We start from the raw sequence: 21,466 nt of genomic DNA on the forward strand, positions 1-21,466 counted from the left end.
TCGCGAACATGGACCCTTCCGTAGCACAGGCGATCAGCCGAGAGATCGGGCAGCAGCAACCGTTCTCGCTCGAATTGCTTCAGTCGGTTACCTACCTCCACGTCTCCTACGCCCGAAATCTGGAAGACCTATCGGCTTGCCAGAACCTGGAAATCCTTCAACTAATCGGCTGCGATCCTGTCGATCTCGACCAGTTGGGTGAACTCCCAGCGCTCGCCACAATCGTCGTACAGTTCAGCAACCTCGAAAACCTTGCCGGGATCGAGAACTTTCCCTTATTGAGGCGCCTCACCGCAGGAATGAACCGGATCGAGGATCTGAGCGCTCTCCTCTCGTGTCCAAAGATGCGGCGTCTGGACGTCCGGGGGAACCCGTTGTCCGAAAACTCCTACCGGATTCTTGCGCCGCAGTTACAGGAAAAGGGTGTCCGGGTTTCCGTTTCCGACGAGCTCGACTGGAAAATGACCCTCGAACTGCAACGCCGCGGTCTTCCGTACTGCTTCTACAAGGCACACGACGGGACCAGACTGTGCCGCCCCGGACTGGCGTTGACAGACATGCCCGACCTGAGCCATCCCATCGTGGCCCGCGAAGAACTGGCGAATCTGCTTGATCAGAACCCGGACGAAGTACCCAAACTCTTCGACCGTATGGATCTGATGCCGACCACCCTCGGCCCCTGAGGGGGCTTCGCGAGTTCGAGTAACTACGCGAAGCGCTCCCCGCAGCGGGCTGCAGAACACCGGTTCCGGGTCTTGGGAGAGGCGACCGTATGCCGGGCAGACCCGGTCCAACATGCAGGGGGACTCGCCACCCTCGTAGGAGACGGCGAGGTTGGGCGCGGGCTTAATCGTCAGGCCGGGGCGGTGGCGGTGGACGGCCCGTACCTGCTCTCGTTGATTCGAAGATGCCGCGCGGTCTCCAGCGGCGTCATGATCGGGTCCCGGAATTTGTTCACCACCAGCGGCACCTCCCTCAGGCCCAGCGTTACACATTGAAGTGGCTCACCCCCAGACTCAAGCGGTTCAGGAACCGTACGTTTGGTCTGAATGCCGCCAGACAGCTTTCTCTGTCCAGTCACCCGAGGGGGTGAAGTCAGGGGCGGGACCTGCTATCAGGCGTCGGCCACCCGCACCGGCAGCGACTTCATCCCGTTGATGAAGTTCGACACCAGGCGGCGCGGTGGGGCCGCGAGGCGGAGCGGGCCGGGTGGCAGGGCGCGGCACACATCCTCGTACAGCGCCCGTAGTTGCAGCCGCGCGAAGTGGGCGCCCAGGCAGACGTGCGGGCCGTGGCCGAAGGAGACGTGGGGGTTCGGGGTGCGGGTGAGGTCGAGGGCGAACGGGGCGGGGAAGACGCGTTCGTCGTGGTTGGCGGAGGCGTGGAAGACGACCACCTTGTCGCCGGTGCGGATGCGGGTGCCCGCCAACTCCGTGTCCTCGCGGGCCGTGCGGCGGAAGGTGAGGACTGGGGGGTGGCGGCGGAGGAGTTCGTCGACGGCGGTCGCGAACCCCACCTCGCCGTCGCGCAAGCGGCGGTACGCCTCGGGGTTCTCCGCCAGGAGGTGCAGGCCGCCGGGGGCCGCGCTGCGTACGGTGTCGTTGCCGGCGATCACCAGCAGGAAGAAGAACATCTCCAGTTCGGGGGCGGTCAGTTCGGGGTCCGTGGCCAGGGACGTCATGACGTCGTCGGCGGGGTGCCGGCGCTTGTGGGCCGCCAGGGCGTGGGCGTAGTCGAACATGTCGCGCAGGGCGGATGGGGAACGGGGGTTGACCGGGTTGCCGTCCGGGCCGAGTGGTGGCGTTCCGGCCTCGTCGGGGTCCTGGTAGCCGATGACGCGTCGGGTCCAGTGGAGGAGGAGCGCGCGGTCGGTGTCCGGTACGCCGAGCAGGTCGGTGAGGTTGAGCAGGGCGTAGTCGTCGGTGACTTGGGTGACGAGGTCGCAGGTGCCGTCGCCGGACCGTGCCTCGGTGACCGCCCGGGTGAGCAGGAAGCGGGCGCGTTCGCGGACAACCTTCTCGAAGCGGTCGATGCGCTTCGGGGTGAAGGCGCGGCTGACGAGTACGCGCAGGCGTCGGTGGTGCGGTGGGTCCTGGTTGAGCATCATGCGGCGGATGAACGGGAGGTCGGCGGGGTCCGGGTCGCGGATCTGGGTGGCGCCCAGGTACGAGGAGTACGTCGAGGAGTCCTTCAGGACCCGGACCGCGTCCTCGTGCCGGGTGACCGCCCAGAAGCCGGGGCCCGCCGGCCAGCCGAGCACCTCCGGCTCCTCCTGCCACGCCACGGGGTGGTGGTCGCGCAGGAGGCGGTAGCGGTCGTGGGGGATGCCCTGCGCGTACTGCCTGGGGTCGAACACGTCCGGCACGGACCCGGACCCGGTCATGCCTCCGCGCCCTCGACGTCCGCCCGCAGGAAGTCCTCCACCACGCGGATCAGGTCGAGCGGGGCCTCGTCCATCGCGTAGTGGCCGCACGACGGCAGCTCCACCAGTTCGGCCCGGGGGAACCAGCGCATCCAGGTGGCGCGCTGCAGCTCGGCGGAGAGGGCCGGGTCCAGCGCGCCCACGACGGCGAGAGCGGGCACGGGCGAACCCTCGATCTGGGCGTGAAAGTCCTCGCCCGCCCAGGAGTCCAACCAGGCCCGGAACGCTTTGGCGTCGCTTCGTTCGACCGAGCGGCGCACCATGCGATCCAGCCAGCCCGCAGGGCGTCGGCCCCCGGTGGTGGTGTCGAGGATGATCCGCCGGTTCTGCGGAGTGTGCGCCGCCGCGGCGAAGAGTTCCCACTGGTCGGGCGGGAGAGGCAGGCCGGATGCGGGGACGGGCGAGACCCCGACGATCCTGCGCACCCGCTCCGGCGCGGCGGCCAGCGTCCGCTGGACGACGGAGCCGCCCATCGAGTGACCGATCAGCGAGAATCGCTCCCAGCCGAGCCGGTCGGCCAGCGCGAGCACGTCCTCGGCGCCCTCGGCCGTGGTGTACGAGCCGGCCGCGCCCCGCGCCTCGCCGTATCCCCGCAGGTCCACCACCGCGTACTGGAACGCACCGAGGTCGAGGTCCGGCAGCACAGGGACGTACGCGGAGCGGTCGGCGAGCCAGCCGTGCACCGCAATCACCTTGTGCGGGCCGTCACCGTGCAGTTCGTGGGGCAGAACAAACAATGCGGTCACACTGACTCCCGTCACCGTACGGAGAGGAACCGGGCGATCACCGACCGGCCTCGGACCACAGTCGCGCCAACTACGGCCCCGCGCAAGGGAGCGTGCCCGGTGCCCGCCGCTCCATCTCGGCAAGCACAACCTTCTACTAGTTCATGTATTAGATTGATGGCATGAGCGACGACATCACCTACGGCGTGGGCGAAGGCCCCACCGCCAACGTCTCCGTCAGCCTGCACTCGGGCAATATCGCGGCCGTCCGTGCACTCGTGGGGAAGCGGGGCTTCTCCGCCTACGTGGACGCTGCCGTGCAGCGCCAGATCGAACGGGACAACCTCGCCGAACTGACCAACGCGCACGAGGCGGAGCACGGCGCGCTGAGTCGTACGGAGGTCGATGCCGCCCGAGCACTTCTGCGGGGCGACGACGATGATGCGCAGAACGCCGCCTGATGGCTCGGGCCGGAACGCTCGTGCTGGACAGCGAGGGTCTGTCCAAGGTCGTCGCTGATGACCGGCAGGTCATGACGCTGCTCCGTGGAGCGGAGCAGGAGGACATGAGGCTGGTCGTCAGCGTTCTCACCCTCATCGAGGCTCACCACCAGAGGGTGAACGCCGCCCGGTTCAACTGGGTGGTGTCCAGGCTGACGGTCGAGCCCGTGAGCGAGGAGATCGGGCGCTCGGCCATGAAACTGCTGACCGATGCCGGACTTCATGGGCACAAGTACGCCATCGATGCCGTCGTGGGAGCGACTGCGCTGCTGTTGCCGAAACCTGCGGTGATCCTCACCTCGGATCCAGAGGATCTGGGGCTGCTGTGCGGCGATCGGGTACGGATCATCAAGGTCTGAGCGTCAGGATCTGCGAGCCGTCGCACCTCACGCCAGGAGTTTCAGATACGGGCCGAACTCCGACGCCAGGGTCAGTCGGCCCAGCTTCTGGTACTCGCGCTGGATCGCGTGGATCAGCGTCGGCATCGTCACCGGCTCGCCCGTGTCCGCCGCCAGGTACGCGGACGTCACCGCGATCGAGCGGATGTTGCCGCCCGCCAGCTCGAAGTTCTCCGCGCAGAAAGCGAGATCCAGGTCCTTGCCCCGGGGCAGTACGGGGCCCAGGCAGCGCTCCCAGAGGACGAGGCGCTGTTCGGGGTCCGGGACCGGGAAGTCGATGACGAGGTCCAGGCGACGGGTGAACGCGTCGTCCAGGTTGGCCCGGAGGTTGGTGGCGAGGATGGCCAGGCCGTCGAAGGACTCCATGCGCTGGAGGAGGTACGCGCTCTCGACGTTCGCGTAGCGGTCGTGGGCGTCCTTCACGTCCGAACGCTTACCGAAGATCGCATCGGCCTCGTCGAAGAGGAGAACGCCGTTCACGCCTGCGGCTTCCGAGAAGATGCGTTCCAGGTTCTTCTCCGTCTCGCCCACGTACTTGTCGATCACCGTCGCCAGATCCACCGTGTAGAGGTCCAGGCCCAGGTCTGCGGCGATGACCTCCGCCGACATCGTCTTGCCGGTGCCCGAGTCGCCCGCGAAGAGGGCGGAGACTCCCCGTCCCCGCCCGCCGCCGGGGCGCATGCCCCACTCCCCCAGGACCCGGTCGCGATGCCTCGCGCGGGCGGTGAGTTCGCGGAGCTGGGCGTGGGTGTCGGGCGGGAGGACCAGGTCGTCCCAGGTGACGGTGGGTTCGATGCGGCGGGCCAGGCGGTCCAGGCCCGCCGCGTTCTGGGCGCGGGCGCCCTGGCGGACGTGGTCGGGGGTGAGGGTGCCGCCGTCCAGATGGGTGGTCTGGGCGGCGCCCCGGGCGGCGCGGGTGATCTGCTCCGGCGTGAGGAGGAACGGCGAAAGCAGCCGGTCCACGTCAATGGTGTCGGGGACGGGGGCGTCGTACGCGTCGGTCCAGAGGGCCGCCCTGATCGAGGGTTCCACGCGTGGGGCGTGCAGGAGCAGGGGCGGGGCGGCGGACCAGGACGCGTCCCAGGGGGCCCGGCCCACCAGGATCGTGGGGACCGGGGTGCCGGTGAGCAGCCGGAGGAGCTCCGGATGGTCACGGGCGACCGCGTCGAGCGGGGCGCAGACCACGCCCGCGCCAGTCAGCCGGGCCTCCCGGACCAGGGAGCGGACCGCCTCGACCGGCGACGGGTCCTCGGCCAGCCGCGCCAGGTCCAGCCCCAGGACCCGGTGGCCCGCACAGGTCAGCGCGGAGGCCGCGAGGGCCGTGCCCGCGCCGCCTTGGTCCTCGCGAAGGTAGGCCAGCGAGGCGCCGTGGGCGAGCGCCCCGGCGAGCGGGGCCGGGTCGCCGACGCCCAGTACTGCATGCCAGGGGGTGAGGAGATCGGCCAGTCGGGGGTCGGGGGTGTCGTCGCCCAGCAGGTGCCCGGTGACCCGGTCGGGGACGCGCAGCGCCCGGGTCAGAAACGGCCGGTCCAGGTCCTCGACCAGGAGGAGGCGGCCCTCGCGGAGCGGGGCACGGGCCGACAGCCGGCCGCGCGCCACCTGGTCGGCGGGGGACAGCCCGCACAGGCCCAGCGCCAGGCCGATGGACGGACGGCGGCGGGTGACGTCGTCGTTCAGGTAGCCATAGAACGCCTCGAAGCGGTCGTCGAGATCCGGTACGAGCGAGATGAGGAGGATCTCGACGTCGAGATCGGTGAGGCCGAACTCGTCGGTCAGGGACGTCAGTCTGGACCGTTCCGCCAGCGCCTCGCCGGAGTCCGGTGCCTCCCCGGAGTCCGGTGCCTCATCCGGGTTCGGAGCACAAGGCGGTACGGGGTACGGGAAGGCGCGGGCCTCGGTCTCGTCCAGCAGCCGGGCGATGTTCTCGTCCGTGAGGTAGAGGCCGCGGAAGGCGTCGTCCGGGTCCGGATCGGTGAGCTGCCGGGCCTCGACCGCCCGTCGGATGCGCTGCTCCACCGCCACCGCGCGGGCGAGGAGATGGCGCAGGTTCGGATCACCCGCGGTCGTCATTCGGCGCTGTCCTCCGTACGGGCTTTCCCGGTCTCGGGGCGTGCCCTCCCGGTCTCGGGGCGGGCTTTCCCGGTCTCGGGGCGGGCTTTCCCGGTCTCGGGGCGTGCCCTCCCGGCCTCCGTATGGGCCGTTCCGGTCCTTGCGCGGTCTTCCCCAACACCCGTACGGGCCTTCCGGGTCTCCGTGATGCGGAGGGACAGACCGCGCCGCCGTTCCGCGTCAGGGATGCGCGAGGGGGCGCCCCCGCCCGGCCGCCCCGGACGACCTCCGTACACCGGAAGTCCTCCGCGCCCCGGCATCGGTTCCGACAACGGCTCGGCCCCCTCGGGTACGTCCCCGAAGCGGGTGTGCAGCCCCTCGTCCCCCACCGGCGGACCCACCACATAGCTCGGCGACGCCGTCACCGGCACGCTGATGACCAGGTCGAGCGAGGGTTTCAACTCACCGCCCAGCGCGCTCCATACGTCGGCGAACGAGCGGTCCTCCGGCGGCGGCAGCGCGATCGACATCGGTACGGGCGCCCCGATCTCGGCCAGGGTGCCCGCCAGCCGCTCCGGCGGCAGCGCCTCGTAACGCAGCAGGCAGCCGAGCAGTGAGGAGAGCAGCCGGTGCTCGTCCTCCGGGCGCTTCGTCCATGCCGTGATCAGGTACGACAACTTGAAGAACCGGGGCGGGCGGCGGCGCGCGACGATCGTGCCGCGCTCGTCGTAGTCGTTGTGCAGACCCCGCTCGCGCCTGCGCATGTCCTCGCGGATGTCGTAGAGGTACAGGTTGACCATGGGCGCGTTGACCTTCGCCGCCCACTCCCGGGTCGGGGCGTCGAAGACCACCGCGATCTGGCCGCCTTCGAGCACCTCCGCCCTGATCAGCGCCCTCAGTACGTCGTCGACCTCGTGGATCACGCGATCACTCCCATGCGATCACCGGCGTTCATGCGCGGCCCGCGAAGTCCGGCGGCTGAAGATTCCGCTGCACCACCAGGACCGGTTTCTTCAGCCGGTCGAGGCCGCGCGAGTCCGCCCACAGCTCGCGCGGGCCCAGCTTGTCCTTGCGCAGGACCAGGACCTGCACCTCGAAGGTGCCGTCGCGGCCCACCGTGGCGGTCGCTCCCCCGGGGGTGATGCCGGTGTTCCACGTGAAACGTACCGTCGCGCCCGGCGGGTAGTCCTTGCCGCGCGCCAGCACCGGCTGGCCCGGCTTGGCGACCTGCGGCGTGACGGTCAGCGAGGGCTTCAGCACGCGCAGCCGGTCGGTGTCCTGGTTGTTGGCCTTGCGGCGGTCCGGCAGCGTGCCGCGCACGGTGGCCCGTACGTCCCCGGTCACCGCCGCGCGGTACGTCGCCGTCTGTGTCACCTCGATGCGGCCACCGGCAGGGATGGTGCACGGGTCGGCCGCCGTACAGCGGGTCAGGGCGGGCAGGCTGCGGTCCTTCCCCTTGGACGGCTTCGGCCAGGCGGAACCGATGACCACGCCGGTCGCCGGGTCCGGACCGGCGTTGGTGACGGTGAAGCGGGCACGGGCCGGGCGGCCGGTGTACGTACGGTCCGGGCTGACGTCGACCTTCATCGCCACATCCGCCGAGGGCGGCACGGGGGCCGCAAGGACCTCGATCTGCGCTGTGTCCGTCCCCGTATTGCCCGCCGAGTCGGTGGCCGAGCAGGTCACCGTGGTGCTGCCGACCGGGAAGAGCGAGCCGGAAGCAGGGCTGCATGTCACCGGGAGCGTGCCGTCGGTGGCGTCCTGGGCGATGGCGGCGTACGTCACGCGCGCGCCGTTCTTGTCCTTGGCCCGGACGGTCAGATCGTCCACGGTGACAACAGGCGCGTCGATGTCGTTCACGTCGATGTTGATCTGTTCCTGGAAGTCCGGGTCGGCCGCCGCGGCCGGCCCGATCGTTTCCGCGCCCGGGGCCTGGGTGCCCATCAGGAACTGGACGGTGCAGCTCAGCCGGGTGCCCTGGGGCGCGTCCGCGGAGACATCGATGTTCTCCGCGAAGTGCGCGGTGTCGCCGCTGGTGAGCTGCCGGGTGGGCGGGTCGAGGGTGACGGACAGATGCGGATCGCAGTTTTCCAGGCGGTAACTCACGTTGGTGGGAAGGTTGTTGAAGCCTTCGATGATGGCGTCGGTGACACCGTCCCCGGGAATTCCGTTCAGCATGCGGCCATCGGTGGCCTCGACGATCCGTTTGGCCTGGTCGGGCTCGTGGAACGGGTCCTGGTAGGTGGGGCTGTTGTATCCGTTGCCGTTGAGCCCGTCACCGTTCTCGGTCGTCACGTCGACGGCGATGACCCGTACCCCCTTGTCCTGGAGCGCGAACACCGCTTCCTCGTAGGGGATCTTGTTGCTGGGGTTGTGGCTCGACGCGTCACCCACCAGGACCACGACCGGACTGGCGCCCTCACGGAAAGCCGTACCGCCGTCCGCACCATTGGCCACTTTCCACAGCGCGTAGATCCAGTCCTCCGACGGGCCTTTGCTCTTGTATCCGCGGGAGGTGTCCAGTCTGTCGACACCCTTCTGTACGTCGTCCAGGTTCGTTGTCAGCCCTTGGAGGACAGCGAACTCCGCCGTCGGTTCGTCCTTCTCGTCCCCGTAGGTAGCCACCGCGAAGCGGGAATCCGACTGCTGTGCACGGACCTTCGCCGTGATGTCCTTCAAACCCGCCTGTACATCGCCGATCGGGTCGCCCATGCTGCCCGTGCCGTCCACCAGCAGGACCACGTCCGGCCTCGGCGGGATCGCCGGCGTACGGACCTGCTTGTCCACTCCCGTGGAACCGCCCGGGTCGACCGCGTCGGTGAACTCGGCGGGCGTGACCCATGGTTCGGGCACTGCGACCTCCGGCGCACCGGAGGTGACGGCCGAACCGGGCGCGATGCCGGTGGCCACGAGGAGCAGCGCGAGGGCCGGGACGCGGAGCGCGGTGAGAGCGCGGCGTGGAGTGGACGGCCGGGCCCGGGCCGATCCGTCCCGCCGCGACTGCGGCACCCGCTGAAGCGGCTGGAACCAGCGCACGGAAGTCCTCCCCCACCCTCGCCCGATCGGCATACCGGACGTCAGGGTCCTGCACCGGCGGCGGACGCACAGCGGTGCGGGAGTCACACCCTCGGGAAGGCCGCGCTGCCCGAAAGTGCAGCGGGGGACCCACCGAAGTGCTGTACGCGCCCGTGCCGCGCACGACAGCGCCGTACGCACGACAGCGCCGTACACACGCCCGTGCCGTGAGCCCCCGTGCGGGCAGGCTCAGATCAGCCCTTGCCGCATCGCGTACGCCACCGCGTGCGACCGGTTCCGCAGTTGCAGCCTGGCCATCACCGAGTGCAGCACGTTCTTGATCGTGCGCTCGGAATAGGCCAGCTTCGTCGCGATGTCCGCGGTGTCGTACCCCTCCGCGACCAGGCGCAGCACATCCACCTCGCGCGCCGCGAGACCGGTGAAGTGCAGCCCGCGCGGGCCGAGCACCTGCCCCTGGAGGCGGCCCACCTCCTCAAGCAGCCTTCCCAGCAGGTCGGAGGGGAGGTGACCCTCGCCCCGCGCCACCGTCCTGATGACCTGCACCAGATGCTCCGGGGTCGAATCGGAGCGCCTGACCACACCGGCGACACCGCACTCCGCGGCGCTCACCAGCTTCTGTTCGTCGATGTCCGTGATGACGAGGACGGTGCGCGAGGTGCTGGTGCGCTGAATGTGGCGCAGCATCGTCAGCACCTCCTCGTCGACTGCGTCCACGACGACGACCACAATCCGAGGCGAGGCGTCTCCCTCTGCCCACTCCGTCACGCTGACCTCGGGCCGGGCTCGTAACTGGCTGGCCACGCCCGCCTGCGAGATCGGATCCTGGGCCCGTAATGCGACAGTGATGCGCTCCATGGCAAAGCTCCCCCTGAGCAGCAGCCAATGGCATCACACTGAACACAACCATCAAGGCTGCTTACGTGTGCCTCGCTCGTCTTGAGGCGGTCAAACGATTCCCATGTATCCCTACAGGGAAACAGAAAAGCCGATCCGGGCACAGAATCTGCCCGGAAGTGTTCCTTCACGGCCGATGTCGGTGTTCGGCACCGACCCTACGGTGCGCCGTATGAGTCTCACGGCAAGCCTCGACGATTCGTCCGTCACTGCCGCACCGGGCGAGGAGACGGCCCTCCCTCTGCGGATCCTCAACTCCGGCAGCACCGTCGAGGAGTACCGCTTCGAGGTGGTCGGTGCGTGTGCCGCCTGGTCGACGGTGGAGCCGGCGACGCTGTCCCTGTATCCGGGTGACTCGCAGACGGTCTCCCTCGTACTGCGTCCGCCCCGCGACTCGACCGTACTCGCGGGGGAGGCGCCCTTCGGGATACGGGTGGTGCCCACCAGCGAGCAGGGCGACACGGTGGTGCCCGAGGGGCGGGTGACCGTACTGCCCTTCACCGAGACCACCGCCGAACTCGTACCGCGCAGCTCGCACGGCGCCTGGCGCGGGCGGCACCAACTCGCCGTCGACAACCGGGGGAACGCCCCGGTCACCGTACGGCTGGGAGCCCAGTCGGGTACGGAGCGGGCGCGGGTCACGTTCGCGGCGGACACCCTGCAGATCGCGCCCGGGCGGGCGGAGTTCGGGAAGGTGCGGATCCGGCCCGCCAAGCGGGTGTGGCGCGGCATCCCGGTCACGCATCCCTTCCAGCTGGTCGCCACACCGGATGTGGCGGAGGATCAGACCCCGGTCGCACCGGTGGTCGTGGACGGCTCGTACCAGCAGGAGCCGATCCTGCCGCGCTGGCTGCCCCGGGCGCTGATCACCGCGGCCGTGTTGCTGATCGCGCTGGTGGGGCTCTGGTACGCGCTGCTGCGGCCGGCCGTGAAGTCGGCGGCCCGGGAGGCGATCACGCCGGACGCGGTCCGGTCCGCCGCCGCGGCCGACAAGAGCAAGGCCCCGGACCCGGACCAGGGCTCCACAGCCGGAACGGGATCGGGCGGAGGCGACTCCTCCGGCGCCAACGGGGGCTCACCGAAGCCCAGCCCCTCACCGAGCCCCGGCGCATCCGACGGCGCGGCCGCCACGGCCCCAACCAGTGCGCAGGTGCAGGTCAGGGACTCGGTGGGCGGCGGGTCGAACACCTCGACGGCCCTCCAGGTGCCCGGCGGGCACACCTTCCAGCTGACGGACATCGTGGTCCAGAACCCGCAGGGCGACGCGGGAACGCTCGTGGTCTCCTCGGGCCGGGACGCACCCGTGCTCCGGCTGGCACTGGAGAACTTCCGCGACTCCGACTACCACTTCGTCACGCCGATCCTGGTGCCTGCGGGCGGCAAGGTCACGATGACCGTCGACTGCCGGAAGGTGGGCAAGCCGGTGAACGCGCCGACGCCTTCGCGGTGTGCGGAGTCGCTGTTCCTCGGCGGCACGATGCGGACGGACACCGCAGGCTGACACCGCAGGCCGGCAGCGCGGACGGACACTGCGGTCGGACACCGCGGATCGAGCCGGCCTGTCCGCGGGCCCGTCAAGCAGGCGGAGCCTCTTCCTCCTCCTCGGCCCCTTCCTCCGCCCGCTGGACGAAGGAGCCCTGCACATCGGCAGGTTGCTCGTCCTCGTCCTCCGTCGCCGCCCTTTGCACAGCGGGCGTCGCGACGGGGGACGAGTCATGACCGGCCGCCCCTGTCGCAGCCGCCGATGCCGGAGCCGGGGCCGGGTCCGACAGGACCCGGTCGGCGTTCGCGACGGCCTCCCGCTCGAACCGGTCGGACGGATCGCTCACCCGGATACCGCCCGGCGCCTCCGTACCCTCCACCGGGCCGTTGCGCTGCTGGATCACATGGGTGAGTTCATGAGCCAGTGTGGTGCGGCCCTGTGGCGAGGACGGATCGTACGCGTCCCGCTGGAAGACCACGTTGTTGCCGACCGTGTACGCATGGGCGCCCACGCCCTTCGCCGACTCGTGCGCGGCGGAGCCGGTGTGGATACGTACGTCGGAGAAGTCCGCGCCCATCCGCCCCTCCAGATCGGTGCGGGTATCGGTGTCCAGGGGCTGCCCTCCGCCGGACGAGACCACGTCGTGCACGGGGGAGCGCTCTTCCTCCTCCCGCCTCTGGAGCATCGACCCCACGGCGCTGTTGCCGACCGCCCGTTGGAGCACGCTCATGCCGCCGGCCCCGACCACATCGGCCCGCCCTGCGGCCGCCGCACGGTAGAGGTGCGGTGTGTCCGCCGCCTCACGGCCCTCGGTCGCCCTCGACGCGTGCGGGGCCTCGTCGTGCTCCAGCCCGTGCCCGTGATCCCGCTCGTGGTCGTGTTCCTGGTCCCATTCCTGTGCGTGCATCGTCATCTCCCCTGACCGCGCCCCGGTCGAAGGCGCGTCGTGATGGCCCCACACTCCACCTTCACGACGCGTCACCGGCTCGTCCAGCCCGGACCCCGCCGGCCGGGGGCAGCCGCCGCTGCCCCTTCGGGCATCGGGACCGTTACGTACGGTCCCGCGAAACCCGGCGGCCCCGCACCGCCCCGATCAGCGGGACGGCTGCTGCCGCGATGTCAGCCCGTGCGGGTGCGCAGGAAGATGAGGACGGGCCCCTCCCTCGGCGCGCCAGCTCGCGGGCCTCGGTAACGGCCCCGGCGCCTCGTACCGGAAGGAACGCTCGTCGGCCTCCCCCAGCGCGGCCTCCGCCCCGGCCCGGTCCGCCTCGCGGAATCCGGCGGCAAACGGCTGCATCGACGGGCAGCGGAGTGGCCGCGCCACGCCGCCGTCGGGATGATCGAAGGCATGACCAAGAGCAACAAGGACCAGGACATCACCCTGCGCATTGCCCAGGAGCCGGAGGCCGACGAACTCCTTGCGCGCAGCCCGCTCGCCGCTCTGGTCGGCATGCTGCTGGACCAGCAGGTGCCGATGGAATGGGCTTTCTCCGGCCCGTACGCCCTGGCCGGGCGGATGGGCGGAGACGATCTGGACGCCCATGAGATCGCCGCGTACGACCCGGAGGCTTTCGCTGAACTCTTCACCGCCAAACCTGCCCTGCACCGCTATCCGGGCTCCATGGCCAAGCGGGTCCAGCAGTTGTGCCAGTTCCTGGTGGCAGAGTACGACGGCGACGCGAGCGCGGTGTGGAGCGACGTCTCCACCGGGGCCGAGCTACGGAAACGGCTGAACGCCCTGCCGGGGTTCGGCACCCAGAAGGCGCAGATCTTCCTGGCGCTGCTGGGCAAGCAGTTCGGGGTCCGGCCGACGGGCTGGCGGGAGGCGGCCGGGCCGTACGGCGAGGCGGGCTCGCGCCGGTCCGTCGCCGACATCACCGGTCCGAAATCACTCGCCGAGGTCCGCGCGTACAAGCAGCAGGCCAAGCAGGCGGCCAGGGCGGCCAAACACGCCACCGACAAGTAGCAGCCCCCTCGCCACACACCCCCACCACGCGCCCCCACCCGACGTAACACCTCCGCCGGAGCTCACACCTACTCGGCGTCACACCTCCGCCGGACCTCACACCCCCACTCGACGCCACATCTCCGCCGGACCTCACACCCACTCGGCGTCAACCTCCGCCGGACCTGGGCGCCACGCCTCCGGCCCGCGCCACGCCCATGTCCGAACCGCCGTCCCCGTCCGAACTCACGCCTCCGCCCGTGCTGTAGCTGTCACTCATCACGGCCCCTATTCCGGAATTATTCCGGAATGCTCGCTTTTATGGCGTTCTTGCCAGCATCGCAGTCCCGCCCCATGGCTGCGCCCGGAGGCTCTTGCCCGGTAGGCTTTCCGTGTGATCTTCAAGCGCATCGGAAATGGGCGGCCTTATCCCGACCACGGCCGGGAAAGCACCCGGCAGTGGGCAGATGTCGCGCCGCGCCCGGTCCGCCTCGATCAGCTGGTGACCACCAAGGGCAACCTGGACCTCGAAACCCTCCTCGCCGAGGACTCGACGTTCTACGGCGACCTGTTCGCGCATGTCGTGAAGTGGCAGGGCGACCTCTATCTGGAGGACGGACTGCACCGCGCGGTCCGCGCCGCACTTCAGCAGCGCCAGGTACTGCACGCCCGGGTACTCGAACTCGGCTGACGAAGTGCGGCAGGCTCCTTCCCGGGAGCCGCAAGCCCTGCGGGCCCCTCCGGGGTCGTTCGGGTGCTTTCGCACCCGGACGGGTGCGATCCATTGATCATTTAGTAGGCATCGTCACCGGGCCGCACTACGCTGCGCCCATGAGCATGCTCACTCCCCCCGGCATGGGCGGAAAGTACCGCATCACGGGCGATAAGTACCCACGCATGCGCCGCCCCCGGCATCGCGGCAGACTGATCCTGGCTGCCACCGCTTCCGTGGTTGCCATCGGGCTGGCCGGATGGGGCACGCTGCAGCTCATCGATGTCTTCACGGGCAGCAACAGGAAGGCCAGCGCCGCCGACCACACGACGGACTGCGCGTCAGCCAAGCCGTCCGCGCCCGCCAAGGCGCTGCCGAAGCCTGCGAAGATCACCGTCAACGTCTACAACGCGACACCCCGCACCGGGCTCGCCAAGAAAGCCGCCGACGAGCTGAAGAAGCGCGGCTTCACCATCGGCAAGGTGGGGAACGCCTCGGCCGCGTACGACAAGAAAGTCCCCGGTCCGGGGGTGCTACTGGGCGCTCCGTCCGCCACGAACGGCTCGTTCCCGGTCCTCGGTACGCAGTTGCGGGGAGCCGTTCCGAAGACCGACGCCCGCAAGACGGCGGACGTCGATCTGATTCTCGGTACGAAGTTCAAGGCGTTCAGCACGCCCCAGTCGGCCGCCGCGGCCCTCGCCGCCCTGACGAAGCCCGCGCCCGCACCGTCCTGCTGACGGCTGCCGGGGCGACCCAGGCAGCCCAGCCGTTCAGCACATTCGTCCGGCCCTAGTCGACCGTGCCGTACATCCGGTCGCCCGCGTCACCAAGGCCCGGGACGATGTAGCCGTCCTCATTGAGCCGCTCGTCGACCGAGGCGGTGACCACGGTCACCGGCGTACCCGCCAGCTCGCGCTCCATCACCTCGACGCCCTCGGGCGCCGCGAGCAGCACGACCGCGGTGACATCGTCCGCACCGCGCTTGATCAGCTCCTGAATGGCCGCGACCAACGTGCCACCGGTGGCCAGCATCGGGTCCAGGACGTACACCTGGCGGCCCGAGAGGTCCTCCGGCATCCGCGTCGCGTACGTGGACGCCTGGAGCGTCTCCTCGTCGCGGATCATGCCCAGGAAGCCCACCTCGGCGGTCGGCAGCAGCCGCACCATGCCGTCGAGCATGCCGAGACCGGCCCGCAGGATCGGTACGACCAGGGGGCGCGGGTGCGACAGCTTCACGCCGGTCGTCGGTGTGACCGGGGTCTCGATGTCGACCTGTTCGGTACGCACATCCCGGGTGGCCTCGTAGGCGAGCAGGGTGACCAGCTCGTCGGCGAGCCGCCGGAAGGTCGGGGAGTCGGTGCGCCTGTCGCGCAGGGTGGTGAGTTTGTGCGCGACCAGTGGGTGGTCGACGACGTGGATCCGCATGGGTTCAACAGTAACCGGGCCTCCCGCACCCCTGCGCTGGCATCAACCACACGTTCGGAGGGAAGGTGGGGGCATACCTACCCAGCCTTGGGGTGATGAGCCGATGCCGGACGGGGAACAGCGGGAGCGGGACCAGCCGGACACGCCGGCCCCGCAGAACGCGGAGGTCCCGCAGGACCCGCAGGACGCAGAAGTCCCGCAGGACCCACAGGACGCAGAGGTCCCGCAGGACCCGCAGAAGACCGAAGCGGCGCGCCGCAGACGGCGCGCCCAGTTCCTGCGCGAGCTTCATGAGGCAAAGGCGCTCCGCGACCGGGTCCAGCCACGCCGGGCCCGGGCGGCCCGGATGCGCCAGGCCATGCGGATGCGCACCTTCCGCTGGTAGTCGGACGGTGGCCCGGTGTCCCTCTGGTGGCGGCGTCCAGGAGAACTGATGGCCGACGCAACGGCCGAACTCCTCTCGCAAGGCCCTTGTTTCTGCCACGATTCCGATGGGCGGGAAGCAGGACAGCCAGACCACCGGCTGCCCTCCCGCCGGACCGACACCCCTATGACCAGTGGGAGAGTCACGGTGTACTTCGCCGCACTGCTCGCGCGCACCGAAGACGGGTGGGAAGCGAGCGACACGGAACTCGACAATGTGGAGACCCTGTCCGACCTGACGGATCTGGCCCGTGAGGCCTCGGTGGACGAGGACACGGTGCTCGTCTTCATCGAACAGGAGGACGCCTGGTTCGGCGTCGTCCGGGTGGACGGTGAGGAGGACCCCCGGATCTTCATCTCGGACGCCACAGCCGCCGCCCGCTCCTCGTACGGGGAGATCCTGCTCACCGATGAACTGCTCGGCCGCGAACCCGAGGCCGAGGACACGATTGCCGCCCTCGAAGAGCTCGTCGGCCTCGACGGTACGGAGGACGGCGAGCCGGACATCACCCCCGACAACGACAACGACAACGACGATGACGACGGACTCGACACCGACGCCGTACCCGCGGGCCCGCTCGGTGACACCGGGGTCCTGGCCGACCTCGGACTCCCCGAGGCGGAGCTGCTGATGCTGGGCACGGACGCACTGGTGGAGATCGCTGACGCGCTGGGTGCGGCCGAGGTCCTGGAGACCGTCCGTTAGGGTCCGCGGGTGAGCGAACCACCACACCCGCAAGGACCACCGGAACCGCACGATCCCGTAAGAGACCCGTGGCGGGCGCACATGCGCCGTGCCCTGGCCGAGGCCGACCTGGCGGCGCGGGCCGGCGATGTGCCGGTCGGCGCCGTCGTGCTCGGCCCGGACGGCACCCTGCTCGCCACGGGACACAACGAACGCGAGGCGACCGGCGACCCGACCGCGCACGCCGAGATCCTCGCCGTCCGCCGGGCCGCAGCGGCGCTCGGCCGATGGCGGCTGTCCGGATGCACCCTGGTGGTCACCCTGGAGCCCTGCACGATGTGCGCGGGCGCACTGGTGCAGTCCCGCGTGGACCGGGTGGTCTACGGGGCGCGGGACGAGAAGGCGGGTGCGGCGGGCTCGCTCTGGGACGTCGTACGCGATCGCCGGCTCAACCACCGTCCCGAGGTGATCCACGGGGTGCTGGAGGACGTCTGCGCCGACCGGCTGACGGCCTTCTTCCGCGACCTCTGACCAGGCTTCCGCGCCACTGCGCCCTGCTCTGGTGAATCGGATTTCGACGGACGGCCGGGATGGTCTAAGCTCTCTCTCGGTAGCGTGTCCGAGCGGCCGAAGGAGCTCGCCTCGAAAGCGAGTGTGGGGAAACTCACCGAGGGTTCAAATCCCTCCGCTACCGCTCTTGTGAAGGGCCCGACGCATCGCGTCGGGCCCTTCGAGTTTTCGGTATCTGCGGACACGGATACGGATGCGTAGGTAACGGACATGCCCGGGGGGACATACCTGGGGGACATGCCCGCGGATACGACTGTGGTCCCGGGCGCGACGGTCGTCGTACCCGGGACCACGGTCCGCGAAGTGTTGGCCGGGGGAAGCGGCATCGGGGGGACAAGCCGCTTCCCCCGATGAGAACAGGCCCTTCAAGCCCTCGCCGCAGTCAGGGGGGAATCTCGCGGCGAGGACCCCACAGTGAGGTCCTGTCCCTGGCCCCTCGGATTCCTGCCAAATCCGCTGGGCTCACCAACCATCCTGCGGCCTCGCAGAGGCCTCACGGGCGGGCGAAGGGCCCCGATCACCGGGCCCTTGGTCCTTAAAGGCTGTGTGAGTGGTCGGAAACATCAGAGGAATACGGCCATTCGTGCGGATAGAATCGCCCGACTGCACAGGCGACCGAAGGGGAGGCAGGGGCTGATGGTGCAAGCGAAGAAGATAGCTCTCTACGCGATAGTCGTCTTCGTGCTGTACACGATCATCACGTCCCCGGCCCGGGCGGCGGATCTTGTCCAGGTAGGGTTCGAGGGCGTTTCGAGTGCCGCACAGGGCGTCGGCGACTTCATGTCCGAGCTCGTGAAGTAGGAGTACCCCGTGATCCGCCATCTGGTCCTGTTCAAACTGAACGACGGCGTCGATCGGGACGACCCACGGGTTGTCGCCGGGACGAAGGCCTTCCGGGAGCTGGAGGGACAGATCCCGGAGCTGGAGTTCTGGGAGTGCGCCTGGAACATCACCGACCGGCCGATCGCGTACGACTTCGCCATCAACTCCGCGGTCGCCGACGAGGACGCCCTGAAGCGCTACATCGAGCACCCGGCCCATCAGGCCGCCGCCGGGCAGTGGCGCGAGTTCGCCACCTGGGTGATCGCCGACTATCCGTTCTGACCCGCCCGGTCCGCCCGATCCAGCCGGTCCCCAGAGCCTCTCGCCACCATGGCGAGGGGCTTTTCTTGGTGTTTAAACCAAGCTGACCCCAACACGACGCTATACGGTGCTTGCACACAGTGGACATGTCTTGTGATGCTATGACCGCTTTTGACGGATGAGTTGACCGAAGTTGACCGCAAAGGGGTGGCGTCACCGTGCCGGCCAGTGCAGCGCCTCAAGTGCCTCCCCAGACCGTCCAGAATGTCGAGAAAGTTCAGAATGTCGAGACGGTTCAGAATGTCGAGATGGTCCGGACTATCCAGACAGAGACGCCCGACAGCACGACGACGCCCGCCAAGACGAGGGGCGCGGACACCAGGGCGCTCACTCAGGTCCTTTTCGGACAGCTCAAGAACCTGGAGCCGGGGACCCCGGAGCACGGCCGGGTACGAGCGACGCTGATCGAGGCGAACCTCCCCCTGGTGCGGTACGCCGCAGCGCGCTTCCGGAGCCGTAACGAGCCGATGGAGGACGTCGTCCAGGTCGGCACGATCGGCCTGATCAACGCCATCGACCGGTTCGACCCCGAACGCGGTGTCCAGTTCCCGACCTTCGCGATGCCGACCGTGGTCGGCGAGATCAAGCGGTACTTCCGGGACAACGTACGGACCGTCCACGTTCCGCGCCGGCTGCACGAGCTCTGGGTCCAGGTCACCGGAGCCACCGAGGACCTGACGACCGCTCACGGACGGTCGCCCACCACCGCGGAGATCGCCGAGCGGCTGAGGATCTCCGAGGACGAGGTGCTGGCCTGCATCGAGGCAGGCCGCTCCTATCACGCGACCTCACTGGAAGCCGCCCAGGAGGGCGACGGACTGCCCGGCCTGCTCGACCGGCTCGGCTACGAGGACCCGGCCCTCGCCGGGGTCGAGCACCGCGACCTGGTCCGCCATCTGCTCGTACAGCTGCCCGAGCGCGAGCAGCGCATCCTGCTGCTGCGTTACTACGGCAATCTGACGCAGTCACAGATCAGCGCCGAACTGGGTGTCTCCCAGATGCATGTGTCAAGGCTGCTGGCCCGTAGTTTCGCCCGCCTACGATCCGCAAACAGGATCGATGCCTAACTGGATCGGGTAGAGCGCTCGAAGTTCGGTTCGGGCGCCCGACATTGCCGCACACCCCCCGTTAACTGCGCATACGCTCACAAAGACTTGTCGACATGTCACTACAGCGTGTTGCCGACATGTGACATTCTGCGGGAACCGCGTTTGCCGTGGCCTCGCCTCCGGTATTCAGGTGGAGGCTGCGTTCCTCCGATGGTCGCGGCTCAACGCGACCGTCCGCGACCTCAAGGGGGTGGCATGTCCGCAGAACAGGGCAGCTCGAAGGTGCTCACGCTCACGAAGAGCGCACCCGCACCCGTTGTGCTCACCAGCTCGTCGGAAGCCATCGACACCCGCACTCTGTCCCGCTCCCTGTTCCTGCGGCTCGCCGCGCTGGGGCCCGCACCCGACCCCGATGGAACGGACAGCCCGGAGCGTGCTTACGTACGGGACACACTCATCGAGCTCAACCTCCCGCTGGTGCGTTACGCCGCGGCGCGGTTCCGGAGCCGTAACGAGCCGATGGAGGACATCGTCCAGGTCGGCACGATCGGCCTGATCAAGGCGATCGACCGGTTCGACTGCGAACGGGGCGTGGAGTTCCCGACGTTCGCGATGCCGACCGTCGTCGGGGAGATCAAGCGCTTCTTCCGCGACACCTCGTGGTCGGTGCGCGTCCCGCGCCGGCTCCAGGAGCTGCGGCTCGCGCTGACCAAGGCCAGTGACGAGCTCGCCCAGAAGCTCGACCGCTCACCGACCGTGCCGGAGCTGGCCAAGGCGCTCGGGGTCTCCGAGGAGGACGTGGTCGACGGCCTGGCCGTCGGAAACGCCTACACCGCCTCCTCGCTGGACTCGCCCTCGCCCGAGGACGACGGCAGCGATGGCTCCCTCGCGGACCGTCTGGGGTACGAGGACTCGGCGCTGGAAGGCGTCGAGTACCGCGAATCGCTCAAGCCGCTGCTGGCCAAGCTCCCGCCGCGCGAGCGCCAGATCATCATGCTGCGGTTCTTCGCCAACATGACCCAGTCGCAGATCGGCGAGGAGGTCGGCATCTCGCAGATGCATGTCTCACGCCTGCTGACCCGTACGCTCGCCCAGCTCAGGGAAGGGCTCATCGCCGACTGACCGCCGTGCACTGCCGTACTGCGCGCGAGGGTTCCGATTTGACGGGCCGTCAGCCACACTGGCGCGATGCGACGTCAGATACTCGACTCGACCGGCCGCCGGGGCACCTTGATCGCCGCCTCGGCGGCCGTGCTGTGTCTGGGCGGCGCACTGGCCGCCTGCGGCAGCGGGGCGACCGACGGCTATGTGGCGATCGGCGCGGCCGGCTCGGGCCCCGAGAGAGCGCCGACGGGGACGGTGGCGCCACCGGGGAAGGTGACACTGGTGCCGCTGGACAGGGGCGGCAGAGGCGGTGAGGGGGCCGCGGACCGGGCCGATGGCAGCACGCCTTCACCGGGTGCCTCCGCCGGGGACGACGGCTCCGGGGGGACGAGCACCACGGGCGACGGAGCCGTCCGGCCGCCCGGTACACCTGGCGCATCCGATACCGCCCCGTCCTCCGGCAGCGACGGCGCGGCCGACGGTACGGGCGGCTCCGGCGGCGCGGGCGGCCCCGGTGGCCCGGGAGACGGCTCCACGGACCCCACGGCCCCGTCGGCACCCGGCTCCACCGAACCCGCAGGGCCTGCCGTGCTGGTGGTGGGCGCCCCGGAGCGGGCGGCCGCGGACGAGCGCTGGTGCGAGAAGGTGACCGTGGAGTTCCGCAACACCGGAGGATCACCGGCGCGTTCGGGGACCGTCACCTTCGCCACACACATCATCGGCGGGCTGGGGATCGACTGGGCGACCATCGAGTCGACCGCGCCGCTGCCCGCGCCGATCGACGCGGGAGCGGCGAGGACGAAGACGTACACCGTCTGCGTGGACGCCTGGCGGGTGCCCCTGGGTATGCGAATCGAGACCCGGGACGTCACCGCTGTATTGAAGTGACGGGTGGAAGCAGGA

At 69.5% G+C, this 21,466-nt stretch carries 23 protein-coding genes and 1 tRNA gene; 16 read left to right on the plus strand and 8 right to left on the minus strand.

Going from position 1 to position 21,466, the window contains the following annotated elements; all coding sequences use genetic code 11:
- The first annotated feature begins 8 nt into the window (after positions 1–8).
- Entirely contained in the window at positions 9–683 is a 675-nt protein-coding gene (locus ACZ3IC_RS11335) for a hypothetical protein (RefSeq protein WP_467414899.1), read from the plus strand.
- 431 nt (positions 684–1,114) lie between these two features.
- On the opposite strand, the gene ACZ3IC_RS11340 is transcribed toward ACZ3IC_RS11335, so the two are convergent.
- Positions 1,115–2,383, minus strand: coding sequence for a cytochrome P450 (locus ACZ3IC_RS11340; protein ID WP_467414901.1), 1,269 nt, complete (start codon positions 2,381–2,383; stop codon positions 1,115–1,117).
- Positions 2,380–3,168: an alpha/beta fold hydrolase gene (locus ACZ3IC_RS11345; RefSeq protein ID WP_467414903.1), complete on the minus strand. Its 789-nt coding sequence runs from the start codon at positions 3,166–3,168 to the stop codon at positions 2,380–2,382. The genes ACZ3IC_RS11340 and ACZ3IC_RS11345 overlap by 4 nt, the downstream gene beginning before the upstream one ends.
- Before the next feature lie 161 nt (positions 3,169–3,329).
- Between ACZ3IC_RS11345 and ACZ3IC_RS11350 the strand changes: the two genes are divergently transcribed.
- Together ACZ3IC_RS11350 and ACZ3IC_RS11355 are read left to right on the plus strand one after the other, a co-directional pair.
- Positions 3,330–3,608: a hypothetical protein gene (locus ACZ3IC_RS11350; protein ID WP_467414905.1), complete on the plus strand. Its 279-nt coding sequence runs from the start codon at positions 3,330–3,332 to the stop codon at positions 3,606–3,608.
- Complete coding sequence (locus ACZ3IC_RS11355) at positions 3,608–4,006, plus strand: DNA-binding protein (RefSeq protein WP_467414907.1); 399 nt, start codon at positions 3,608–3,610, stop codon at positions 4,004–4,006. The genes ACZ3IC_RS11350 and ACZ3IC_RS11355 overlap by 1 nt, the downstream gene beginning before the upstream one ends.
- A 27-nt stretch (positions 4,007–4,033) precedes the next feature.
- Here ACZ3IC_RS11355 and ACZ3IC_RS11360 read toward each other — a convergent pair whose 3' ends face one another.
- The 4 genes from ACZ3IC_RS11360 to ACZ3IC_RS11375 all read right to left on the minus strand — a co-directional run bounded on the left by ACZ3IC_RS11360 (position 4,034) and on the right by ACZ3IC_RS11375 (position 9,985).
- Positions 4,034–6,115, minus strand: coding sequence for an ATP-binding protein (locus ACZ3IC_RS11360; protein ID WP_467414908.1), 2,082 nt, complete (start codon positions 6,113–6,115; stop codon positions 4,034–4,036).
- Entirely contained in the window at positions 6,112–7,017 is a 906-nt protein-coding gene (locus ACZ3IC_RS11365) for a Pvc16 family protein (RefSeq protein ID WP_467414911.1), read from the minus strand. Before ACZ3IC_RS11365 ends, ACZ3IC_RS11360 begins: the two co-directional genes overlap by 4 nt.
- A gap of 28 nt (positions 7,018–7,045) precedes the next feature.
- Positions 7,046–9,130: a VWA domain-containing protein gene (locus ACZ3IC_RS11370; protein WP_467414913.1), complete on the minus strand. Its 2,085-nt coding sequence runs from the start codon at positions 9,128–9,130 to the stop codon at positions 7,046–7,048.
- A 228-nt stretch (positions 9,131–9,358) separates the two neighbouring features.
- Positions 9,359–9,985, minus strand: a complete 627-nt coding sequence (locus tag ACZ3IC_RS11375; RefSeq protein ID WP_467414915.1) for a helix-turn-helix transcriptional regulator — start codon at positions 9,983–9,985, stop codon at positions 9,359–9,361.
- A gap of 211 nt (positions 9,986–10,196) precedes the next feature.
- Here ACZ3IC_RS11375 and ACZ3IC_RS11380 point away from each other — a divergent pair, with 211 nt between their 5' ends.
- Entirely contained in the window at positions 10,197–11,525 is a 1,329-nt protein-coding gene (locus ACZ3IC_RS11380; RefSeq protein ID WP_467414916.1) for a COG1470 family protein, read from the plus strand.
- 73 nt (positions 11,526–11,598) lie between these two features.
- Here the strand turns inward: ACZ3IC_RS11380 and ACZ3IC_RS11385 are convergent, their stop codons facing one another.
- Complete coding sequence (locus tag ACZ3IC_RS11385) at positions 11,599–12,414, minus strand: eCIS core domain-containing protein (RefSeq protein WP_467414919.1); 816 nt, start codon at positions 12,412–12,414, stop codon at positions 11,599–11,601.
- A gap of 441 nt (positions 12,415–12,855) precedes the next feature.
- On the opposite strand from ACZ3IC_RS11385, the gene ACZ3IC_RS11390 reads away from it, so the two are divergent.
- The 3 genes from ACZ3IC_RS11390 (at position 12,856) to ACZ3IC_RS11400 (ending at position 14,901) form a co-directional block, all read left to right on the plus strand.
- Positions 12,856–13,473 carry an HhH-GPD-type base excision DNA repair protein gene (locus tag ACZ3IC_RS11390; protein WP_467414920.1) on the plus strand — a complete coding sequence of 206 codons (618 nt, stop codon included), beginning with the start codon at positions 12,856–12,858 and terminating at the stop codon, positions 13,471–13,473.
- Positions 13,474–13,846: 373 nt separating this feature from the next.
- The gene (locus ACZ3IC_RS11395; RefSeq protein WP_072488263.1) at positions 13,847–14,143 is read left to right on the plus strand and encodes a type II toxin-antitoxin system VapB family antitoxin; all 297 of its coding nucleotides are present in this window, start codon (positions 13,847–13,849) and stop codon (positions 14,141–14,143) included.
- 164 nt (positions 14,144–14,307) lie between these two features.
- Positions 14,308–14,901, plus strand: coding sequence for a LytR C-terminal domain-containing protein (locus ACZ3IC_RS11400; protein WP_467415406.1), 594 nt, complete (start codon positions 14,308–14,310; stop codon positions 14,899–14,901).
- A 52-nt stretch (positions 14,902–14,953) separates the two neighbouring features.
- Here ACZ3IC_RS11400 and upp read toward each other — a convergent pair whose 3' ends face one another.
- Entirely contained in the window at positions 14,954–15,589 is a 636-nt protein-coding gene (gene upp, locus ACZ3IC_RS11405; RefSeq protein ID WP_376213313.1) for a uracil phosphoribosyltransferase, read from the minus strand.
- Between the two features lie 103 nt (positions 15,590–15,692).
- Between upp and ACZ3IC_RS11410 the strand changes: the two genes are divergently transcribed.
- The 9 genes from ACZ3IC_RS11410 (at position 15,693) to ACZ3IC_RS11450 (ending at position 21,451) form a co-directional block, all read left to right on the plus strand.
- The gene (locus ACZ3IC_RS11410) at positions 15,693–15,974 is read left to right on the plus strand and encodes a hypothetical protein (RefSeq protein WP_467414922.1); all 282 of its coding nucleotides are present in this window, start codon (positions 15,693–15,695) and stop codon (positions 15,972–15,974) included.
- Positions 15,975–16,160: 186 nt separating this feature from the next.
- Positions 16,161–16,718, plus strand: coding sequence for a tRNA adenosine deaminase-associated protein (locus ACZ3IC_RS11415; protein ID WP_467415409.1), 558 nt, complete (start codon positions 16,161–16,163; stop codon positions 16,716–16,718).
- Positions 16,719–16,799: 81 nt separating this feature from the next.
- Entirely contained in the window at positions 16,800–17,228 is a 429-nt protein-coding gene (gene tadA / locus ACZ3IC_RS11420) for a tRNA adenosine(34) deaminase TadA (protein ID WP_467415410.1), read from the plus strand.
- Between the two features lie 78 nt (positions 17,229–17,306).
- Positions 17,307–17,391, plus strand: a tRNA-Ser gene (locus tag ACZ3IC_RS11425).
- A 512-nt stretch (positions 17,392–17,903) separates the two neighbouring features.
- Positions 17,904–18,068: a hypothetical protein gene (locus ACZ3IC_RS11430; RefSeq protein ID WP_176740478.1), complete on the plus strand. Its 165-nt coding sequence runs from the start codon at positions 17,904–17,906 to the stop codon at positions 18,066–18,068.
- 9 nt (positions 18,069–18,077) lie between these two features.
- Entirely contained in the window at positions 18,078–18,371 is a 294-nt protein-coding gene (locus ACZ3IC_RS11435) for a Dabb family protein (RefSeq protein WP_467414924.1), read from the plus strand.
- Between the two features lie 197 nt (positions 18,372–18,568).
- Positions 18,569–19,477: an RNA polymerase sigma factor SigF gene (locus ACZ3IC_RS11440; RefSeq protein WP_467414926.1), complete on the plus strand. Its 909-nt coding sequence runs from the start codon at positions 18,569–18,571 to the stop codon at positions 19,475–19,477.
- A 237-nt stretch (positions 19,478–19,714) separates the two neighbouring features.
- Complete coding sequence (locus ACZ3IC_RS11445; RefSeq protein WP_467414929.1) at positions 19,715–20,581, plus strand: RNA polymerase sigma factor SigF; 867 nt, start codon at positions 19,715–19,717, stop codon at positions 20,579–20,581.
- Between the two features lie 66 nt (positions 20,582–20,647).
- Positions 20,648–21,451: a hypothetical protein gene (locus ACZ3IC_RS11450; protein WP_467414931.1), complete on the plus strand. Its 804-nt coding sequence runs from the start codon at positions 20,648–20,650 to the stop codon at positions 21,449–21,451.
- Positions 21,452–21,466 lie beyond the last annotated feature (15 nt).

Source organism: Streptomyces sp. NPDC002958 (assembly GCF_055563255.1).

Excerpts from the sequence above, each read along its gene's own strand:
- ACZ3IC_RS11335 (WP_467414899.1), top strand. The coding sequence starts at position 9 with ATGGACCCTTCCGTAGCACAGGCGATCAGCCGAGAGATCGGGCAGCAG.
- ACZ3IC_RS11340 (WP_467414901.1), bottom strand. The coding sequence starts at position 2,383 with ATGACCGGGTCCGGGTCCGTGCCGGACGTGTTCGACCCCAGGCAGTAC.
- ACZ3IC_RS11350 (WP_467414905.1), top strand. The coding sequence starts at position 3,330 with ATGAGCGACGACATCACCTACGGCGTGGGCGAAGGCCCCACCGCCAAC.
- ACZ3IC_RS11355 (WP_467414907.1), top strand. The coding sequence starts at position 3,608 with ATGGCTCGGGCCGGAACGCTCGTGCTGGACAGCGAGGGTCTGTCCAAG.
- ACZ3IC_RS11360 (WP_467414908.1), bottom strand. The coding sequence starts at position 6,115 with ATGACGACCGCGGGTGATCCGAACCTGCGCCATCTCCTCGCCCGCGCG.
- ACZ3IC_RS11375 (WP_467414915.1), bottom strand. The coding sequence starts at position 9,985 with ATGGAGCGCATCACTGTCGCATTACGGGCCCAGGATCCGATCTCGCAG.
- ACZ3IC_RS11380 (WP_467414916.1), top strand. The coding sequence starts at position 10,197 with ATGAGTCTCACGGCAAGCCTCGACGATTCGTCCGTCACTGCCGCACCG.
- ACZ3IC_RS11385 (WP_467414919.1), bottom strand. The coding sequence starts at position 12,414 with ATGCACGCACAGGAATGGGACCAGGAACACGACCACGAGCGGGATCAC.
- ACZ3IC_RS11390 (WP_467414920.1), top strand. The coding sequence starts at position 12,856 with ATGACCAAGAGCAACAAGGACCAGGACATCACCCTGCGCATTGCCCAG.
- ACZ3IC_RS11400 (WP_467415406.1), top strand. The coding sequence starts at position 14,308 with ATGGGCGGAAAGTACCGCATCACGGGCGATAAGTACCCACGCATGCGC.
- upp (WP_376213313.1), bottom strand. The coding sequence starts at position 15,589 with ATGCGGATCCACGTCGTCGACCACCCACTGGTCGCGCACAAACTCACC.
- ACZ3IC_RS11410 (WP_467414922.1), top strand. The coding sequence starts at position 15,693 with ATGCCGGACGGGGAACAGCGGGAGCGGGACCAGCCGGACACGCCGGCC.
- tadA (WP_467415410.1), top strand. The coding sequence starts at position 16,800 with ATGCGCCGTGCCCTGGCCGAGGCCGACCTGGCGGCGCGGGCCGGCGAT.
- ACZ3IC_RS11430 (WP_176740478.1), top strand. The coding sequence starts at position 17,904 with ATGGTGCAAGCGAAGAAGATAGCTCTCTACGCGATAGTCGTCTTCGTG.
- ACZ3IC_RS11445 (WP_467414929.1), top strand. The coding sequence starts at position 19,715 with ATGTCCGCAGAACAGGGCAGCTCGAAGGTGCTCACGCTCACGAAGAGC.
- ACZ3IC_RS11450 (WP_467414931.1), top strand. The coding sequence starts at position 20,648 with ATGCGACGTCAGATACTCGACTCGACCGGCCGCCGGGGCACCTTGATC.